This window comes from Paenibacillus xylanivorans, from assembly GCF_001280595.1.
Taxonomy (GTDB): domain Bacteria; phylum Bacillota; class Bacilli; order Paenibacillales; family Paenibacillaceae; genus Paenibacillus; species Paenibacillus xylanivorans.
On the sequence record NZ_LITU01000051.1, the window covers coordinates 86,832 to 94,509 of the forward strand.

Here is a 7,678-nt window from a genome sequence, read left to right on the forward strand (position 1 = left end):
TTATCCGTATAGAGGTATTTTTGCTCCGTTTTGAGGTAGTAGCTGATCGATGTACTGTGAGATATTAATTGGGCGTATATGGCACTGCGCTATATTGAGAATGATTATTAATGTCAGGAGGGGCGAGATGAACACCACATCTGAAGTATCCGGTTTAATGGAAGTAACCAAGGAGCGGAAAGGTCTGCTGATTACAGCAAGTATCTTCTCGATATTATCGAGTCTGCTACAAATGGTTCCTTTTATCGGAGTGTATAAAATCGTCGAAGAACTATTAATCCATGCGCGGCAGCCATCTGCCCTGGACAGGGATTTACTGATGTACTGGGGATTCGTCTCTTTAGGAGCGCTGATCTCTGGACTCATTGCGCTCTATATTGGGGGAATGTGCTCACATATCGCTGCGTTCAACATTCTGTATCAGCTCAGAGTAAAGCTCGCTGACCATGTGGCGAAAGTGCCGATGGGATATCACACCCGAACCGCGACAGGTGAGCTGAAAAAAATCATTGAAGTCAGCGTTGAGAAAATAGAGAAGTTCATCGCGCATCAGCTTCCCGATCTGGTAAGTGCGATCGTCATTCCGCTGGTGCTGCTTAGCTATTTGTTCTGGCTTGATTATCGCATGGCACTGGTGTTGCTTGTTCCCATGATCATCGGGTTCTGGCTGCAAAGCAGTCTCTTCCGAAGTGAACGGGGCCGTCAGGCGTATCGTGATTTTCAACATGCGATTGAAGAGATGAATGCAACGGGGGTGGAGTACGTAAGAGGGATGCCGGCGGTAAAAGTATTCGGTATTACAGCGGACTCGTTTCTCACTTTTAGACAAGCGGTGACGCGCTATCGGGATATTTCCTTGAGAATAACAGATTTATGTAAAACGTCGTATGGCATGTTCTTCATCATCATTATATCGCTCGTTACCTTTATTGTTCCGATTGGCATTTTACTTTCCAGCGGAAACGCAGGCAATCAGTCTTTTGCGATCACCTTTATTCTGTTTCTGATCATTACACCAAGTTTATCCGCGCCACTACTGAAGCTCATGTATCTGGGCAGTGGTATGCGTGAGATCGTGGAAGGTCAGAATCGGATCAAGGCTGTATTTGCCGAGCCGGTTGTGCAGGAACCTCCTACTCCACGGGTGCCCGATACATATGATGTAGCTTTTCGGCAGGTATCCTTTGCTTATGAACAAAAGGATAGCGAAGCGTTCAAACCTGTACTTCAAGAGATTGATTTTATAGCTAAAGCAGGAGAAATGACAGCATTGGTTGGACCTTCGGGTGGCGGGAAATCCACCATTGCCAATCTGCTCCTGCGTTTCTGGGACGTACAGGAAGGAGAAATTACGATTGGCGGGGTTCCCATTCAGGAGATGGGGACAGAGAAGCTGATGGAGACCGTTTCGTTCGTATTCCAGGATGTACACCTGTTCTACGATACCATTGAGGAAAATATCCGTATGGGCAATACAACTGCATCCCGGGATGATGTTATTACAGCCGCTCGAACAGCTTGTTGTCATGAGTTTATTGAGAGGCTTGATGAGGGATATGACACCAAAATCGGTGAAGGCGGTACCTACCTGTCCGGAGGTGAAGCACAACGGATCGCCATTGCGAGAGCATTGCTCAAGGATGCTCCCATTCTCGTATTGGATGAGGCGACAGCGTATGCGGATGCAGAGAATGAACATAAGATCCAGCAAGGTTTGGCTCAATTGGTTCAAGGTAAAACGGTTCTGATTATTGCTCATCGTCTAACAACGATTCGTGCAGCAGAGCAGATTCTGGTCATCCGGCAGGGTGCTATCGTTGAGCGTGGTACACATGATCAATTACGTGAGGTAGACGGATTGTATGAGAAGATGTGGCAGGCCCATATCCATGCAGCTTCCTGGAAACTTGGAGGTGCGAAGCAATGATGAACTATTTATACAATATATCGGGTGGTAACCCCCGCAGCCTGCTTCCCTCAATTATTGCTGCCATTCTGGACGGGATTGCCAAGATCGTTCCGGCTGCACTGCTCGTTGATATTTTCAATACGATATACAAATCTTTTGCTGAACCGGACAGAGGGCTTGATATCCAGCGAATGTGGATTGTCTGCTGCATTCTGTTTGCATGGCTGTTAGTGGAATATGCCGCATACTCATCTCTCTATGATAAAACCTATCGGGCAGCATACAGCCTCGCGGCTACAGGACGCTTAAAGCTGGCTGAACATATTCGTCATCTATCACTGGGTTTCTTCGGCAAAAGGGACCCGGGAGACTTGACCAATCTGATCCTGAGTGATTATGGACAGGTAGAGCATACGATCTCTCACAATCTGTCACAACTCATCAGTGCGATTGTGCTGCCTGTGTTGGCTTTTGTTGGACTCCTGTTTGTAGATTGGCGAATGGCCGTAGCGATGTTTGTCGCTGTTCCACTGGGGGTGGCTTTGTTATGGCTAACAGACTCCATTCAGGCTCGCTTAAGCGAGAATCATGTGAGAGCCAAGAATGAAGCGGCCAGTCGGCTCCAGGAGTATTTAACCGGTATTCGTGAGATCAAGGCCCACAATATGGGCGGTGAACGATTTGAACGACTGCGTCGTGCTTTTGATGAATTGAAGTCGGCATCCATTCGGTTGGAAGGCATTATGGGACCGATGATTATGGGCGCTATGCTGCTGGCGCGTTCAGGTATGACATGGATGATTCTGGCCGGGAGTTATTTACTTGCTGGCGGTGATTTGACACTACCAATATTTCTGTTGTTTTTACTGGTCGGCACGAAGGTGTTTGAACCTCTGACCGTTGTGCTGATGAGTTATGGCGAGATGCGGTACTCAGCATACAGTGCACGGCGCATTATGGAGGTGCAACAGGAGGTACCGATGACAGGAACAGGAAATGTACAGCCTAATCAGGCGATTTCGTTTGACCGCGTGACCTTTGGATATGATGACGAGCAGCCCGTGCTGAAAGATTTGTCGTTTACGATCCCTCCGCATACGATTACTGCTCTTGTAAGCCCCTCCGGTAGTGGTAAAAGTACGGTTACCCGCCTCATTGCGCGTTTCTGGGATGTGCAGGCAGGTTCCATTACGATTGGCGGGCAACCGATTAACCGTATGGACCCGGAGAAGCTGTTGGAGGATATCTCTGTCGTCTTCCAAGACGTGTATCTGTTCCAGGATACGATCGGCAACAACATTCGTGTAGGGAAAAAAGAAGCAACCCAGGCAGAGATTGAAGAAGCAGCACGTCGGGCTTGCTGTCATGATTTTATCTCCAGTCTGCCTCAAGGATATGACACGCTCGTGGGGGAAGGAGGATCAACATTATCCGGTGGAGAGAAACAGCGTATATCAATTGCGCGTGCGTTGTTGAAAAATGCATCCATCGTATTGCTGGACGAAGCTACGGCTTCACTTGATCCGGAGAATGAAGCCGCTGTACAGCAAGCGATTAATGAGCTAGTCGCGAACAAAACGGTAATTCTGATTGCCCATCGTTTGAAAACGATCCAAAATGCAGATCAGATTCTTGTTCTGGATCAAGGTCGACTAGTGGAGCAAGGAACGCATGAGCAATTGCTGCTCGGTTCCGGCATCTATTCCCGTCTGTGGCAATTACAGTACGATGCTGAAGGATGGCAGGTAAAGGTATAAAGCATGCACGAGTGGTCCAGTGTAAAATCATTCGTTCAACGTAAATAAAACGGATACATGAAATGACTCAAAAGGAGAATAGTTCGAATGTTAAAACGAATTCATATATGGATTGCATTATGCTCCATGCTCATGCTGGCGGCTTGCGGAACAGATCAGACAAGCAGTCAAGAAATTAGCTCAACAGAGGGAACAACGCAAGGGACAACGAAAGTCATCACCAATCCAAATGGAGAAGAAGTCACAATCCCCCTTAATCCAGAGCGTATTGTGGACCTGTCCGGCTCAACAGAGGAATTGCTGATCGTTGGTAAAACGCCTGTTGCCACGACCAGCGCCGATTATGGGCAGCAGGATCAGATCACCCCACCCCTTAAAGACAAGTTAGATGCAAATACCGTGGTTCTGGGGTGGTTGGGCAGCAAATTCAGTATAGAAGCGGTGACCGCATCGAACCCGGATCTGATTATTCTGGGAAAGGATTTTAATACAGATCAGTATGAAACCTTATCCCTGATCGCGCCGACAATTATACTGCCATATTCCTACTTTGATTGGAGGGAGCGTTTAACGTTCCTGGCCGAAACTTTCGATGAAGAAGTGAAGACAGATGAATTTCTGGCCAAATATGATGTGAAGTCGGCTGAATGGAAGCAAAAACTGGAATTGGCTGTGAATGGTGAATCTTTTGCGGTCATTGAAACCTATCCTAACAATCTGGTGATCTATTCGAATAAAGGTGCAGCCGAGATGTTGTACGGCGAGTGGGGTCTAAAACGCACTGAAGGTATTCCTGAGCCGGAAGGCTGGGGAGGCAAACAGATCAGTATAGAGGCGCTGGTCTCCGTCAATCCGGATCGTCTGGTGCTGATGGAGAATAGCGAGAACAAGATGGAAGACAGCAAAGTGTGGAATAACATGAATGCAGTCAAGAATGGGAAGATCTATAAAATCTCCAGCGTGGATAACTACAATTACTCCTACACGGCTTACGGACGGATGGAGCTCATGGATCGTTTAGGCAATATGATTTTGGAAGGACAGAAATAACGCTGAGCAGGCGTTATGCAAAAGAATGAGATTATAGGGTGTATTCAAAGGCTTCTCAACATATGTTGAGGGGCTTTTCTTCATCTCATAAATAGGATGATCATGAACTTATACTACATGGATATGTGCATACATACATTCAACTAAATCCATATGAAAGGAGGAATTGGTTTGAGAGAAGCAGGTTTTTGGGTCAGGCTCGGAGCAGGCTTTTTGGATGGGCTCATCGTTTCATTGCCTTTAGCTATTATTGTAGGTGTCTTGACAGGGAATTTTGATCGTGACGAGCCTTTAGCTAAACTACTTGGTGGATTATATTCCATTTTATTACCAGTATTCTGGTACGGTAGAACGATAGGAAAACGCATCTGCGGAATTCGAATTCGAAAATATGGTACACATGAGCCCCCGGGAATCGGAACGATGCTGATGCGAGTCGTTGTTGCAGGGTTGGTATATGGAATCACATTAGGCATTGGTTTCCTTATAAGTGTCTTCATGGTGGCGATACGTGAAGACAAACGTGCAATACATGATTTTATCGCAGGTACTGAAGTCGTCTGGGACTGAAAATGAGAAGGTAAACCCTGGCGCAATATATTCATTATATTCCAATCAACTCATATACAACCACGTTACAGACTATGAACAGTGTTCATGGTCTGTTTTTTTGTGATGTCAGAAGTACAGTCACAAACCCGCGCCAACACAGCAAATTCAAGACATTGCTGATGATTACATAGAGAATTCGTCTATCGTTTTGGCTAAATGATCAGTTCCTTCTGACGAAATCAACATGTCATTTGATCTTTTGCGAATATCGCTTCAATGGCCCCTCCCTTAATCTTAGGTAGAGCACAGACATTCCCAAAAGGTGGAGGATAAGGTCCATGAGAAGAAAAGTGTTATCTACGAGTTTGATGATCCTGTTATTAGGTACGACGATCCTGGGGTGTTCGTCCGGAGACAGTACAGCGGGCGTTACAGACAAAGGGACACCGAGCGGATCAACGGAAGCAACAACCTATCCAATTCAAACGGATAAGACGCTTACGTATTGGGGTGAAATTAACGGAAACCTGATTGGGGTCAAAAATTCGCACAGCGAAATTCCATTCTTTCAAAAATGGCAGGAAAAAACCGGCGTGCCACTCAAATTTACGGCACCCCCGACAGGTCAGGTCAGAGAATCCTTTAATGTGATGCTCGCATCCGGGGATTTGCCGGACATGTTGGAGTACAACTTCATCGGAGATTTCCCCGGTGGACCGGAGAAAGCCATCAATGACGGTTACATCCTCAAGCTGAACGATCTGATTGACCAGTATGCGCCGAACCTGAAGAAATACCTGCAAGAGAATCCGGACATCGACAAGATGGTCAAAACGGACAGTGGCAGTTACTATGTATTCCCGTTCGTTCGGGGAGATGAGTATCTTCGTGTCTTCCAGGGTCCAATCATTCGTAAGGATTGGCTGGATGAGCTGGGACTGCCAGTTCCGGAAACGATTGATGAGTGGACAACGACTCTGAGAGCTTTTAAAGAGAAAAAAGGCGCTGCCGCTCCATTCTCTGTTGTAAGTAAGCCACGTTTCTTTAACGATTCCGGTAACGGTGCTTTCCTTGGCGCCTTCGGTGTAAACCGCGGATTCTATCAGGAAGACGGACAGGTCAAATTTGGCCCGGCAGAAGAGGGCTTCAAAGAATACTTGACGTTATTCCAGGAATGGTACAAAGAAGGGCTGATTGATAAAAATATCTCGACGGCCGATACCAAATCCGTTGACGGTAACCTCGCTTCTGGTGCTACTGGCGCCAGTGTCGGCAACGCAGGCGGAGGTATCGGCAAATGGCAACCGCTCGTAGAAGCGAATGACCCGGATGCCGTTCTGGTCGCTGCCCCGTATCCGGTGCTTAACAAAGGCGACATTCCAAAATTCGGGCAGCTCAACCAGGGTTATGCCTCGGAAGGTACTGTTGCCATTACCACGGCAGCCAAGGACCCGGAACTTGCCGTTCGCATGCTGGATTACGGTTACAGTGAGGAAGGGCACATGTTCTTCAACTTCGGTGAAGAGGGTGTCAGCTACAACATGGAAGACGGTTATCCGAAGTTTACGGATTTGTTGTTGAAGAATCCAGACAAACTGGCTCCGGCACAAGCGATTTCACTGTATGCCCGTAGTAGCTACAACGGTCCATTCGTTCAAGACAAACGTTATGCCGAGCAATTCTTTGCTTTGCAGACCCAGCGCGATGCCATAGATGTGTGGAAGAATACGGATGCAGCGAAATACAGTCTGCCTTCAATCACACCTACACCTGAAGAGAGCTCCGAATACGCGACCATCATGAACGATATCAACACGCTCGTCGATGAGATGACCATCAAGATCATTCTGGGTAACGAATCGGTGGATCAATTCGAGAGCTATGTCGCGAAGATGAAGTCGTTACATCTGGATCGCGCCATTGAAATCCAGACAGCAGCACTGGAACGCTTCAACAACAGGTAACTGTAAAAGGGGAGGGCCACAGCCCTCCCGATTGAAAAGAGGTGAATAGGTACATCATGAGCAATCGTCAATCCTTCAAAAGCCGGTTCGTCCGGGACTTTATGATGAACAAGTATTTGTATATCATGATGATTCCCGTTATCGGATATTATCTTATTTTCCATTACGGTCCGATGTACGGTGCAATTATTGCCTTTAAAGATTATTCTCCAATGAAGGGCATTTTGGGGAGTGATTGGGTTGGGCTGAAGCACTTTGAGGAGTTCTTCAACAGTTATTATTTCTTGCGGGTTCTTAAGAACACTCTGCTCATCAGTTTGTATACGTTGCTCTTTGAATTCCCCGCACCAATCATTCTGGCGCTGCTCATCAATGAAGTACGCAAGCGCACGTTCAAGCGGGTCGTCCAGACGATAACGTATATGCCTTATTTCATCTCTCTTGTT

Annotated in this window: 5 protein-coding genes and 1 pseudogene; all 6 read left to right on the forward strand. The window is 46.9% G+C overall.

Annotation, left to right across the window (positions count from 1 at the left end; genetic code table 11):
- Positions 1–127: 127 nt before the first annotated feature.
- Positions 128–1,927: an ABC transporter ATP-binding protein gene (locus AMS66_RS09815; RefSeq protein ID WP_053780624.1), complete on the forward strand. Its 1,800-nt coding sequence runs from the start codon at positions 128–130 to the stop codon at positions 1,925–1,927.
- Positions 1,924–3,666, forward strand: coding sequence for an ABC transporter ATP-binding protein (locus AMS66_RS09820; protein ID WP_082350636.1), 1,743 nt, complete (start codon positions 1,924–1,926; stop codon positions 3,664–3,666). The genes AMS66_RS09815 and AMS66_RS09820 overlap by 4 nt, the downstream gene beginning before the upstream one ends.
- 87 nt (positions 3,667–3,753) lie before the next feature.
- Positions 3,754–4,716 carry an ABC transporter substrate-binding protein gene (locus AMS66_RS09825; protein ID WP_236703308.1) on the forward strand — a complete coding sequence of 321 codons (963 nt, stop codon included), beginning with the start codon at positions 3,754–3,756 and terminating at the stop codon, positions 4,714–4,716.
- Positions 4,717–4,869: 153 nt separating this feature from the next.
- On the forward strand, positions 4,870–5,286 hold the full coding sequence (locus tag AMS66_RS09830; protein ID WP_053780625.1) for an RDD family protein: 417 nt from the start codon (positions 4,870–4,872) through the stop codon (positions 5,284–5,286).
- A 320-nt stretch (positions 5,287–5,606) separates the two neighbouring features.
- Positions 5,607–7,232: an extracellular solute-binding protein gene (locus AMS66_RS09835; RefSeq protein WP_053780626.1), complete on the forward strand. Its 1,626-nt coding sequence runs from the start codon at positions 5,607–5,609 to the stop codon at positions 7,230–7,232.
- Between the two features lie 56 nt (positions 7,233–7,288).
- A pseudogene (locus AMS66_RS33595) lies at positions 7,289–7,678 on the forward strand (sugar ABC transporter permease); the annotation flags it as partial.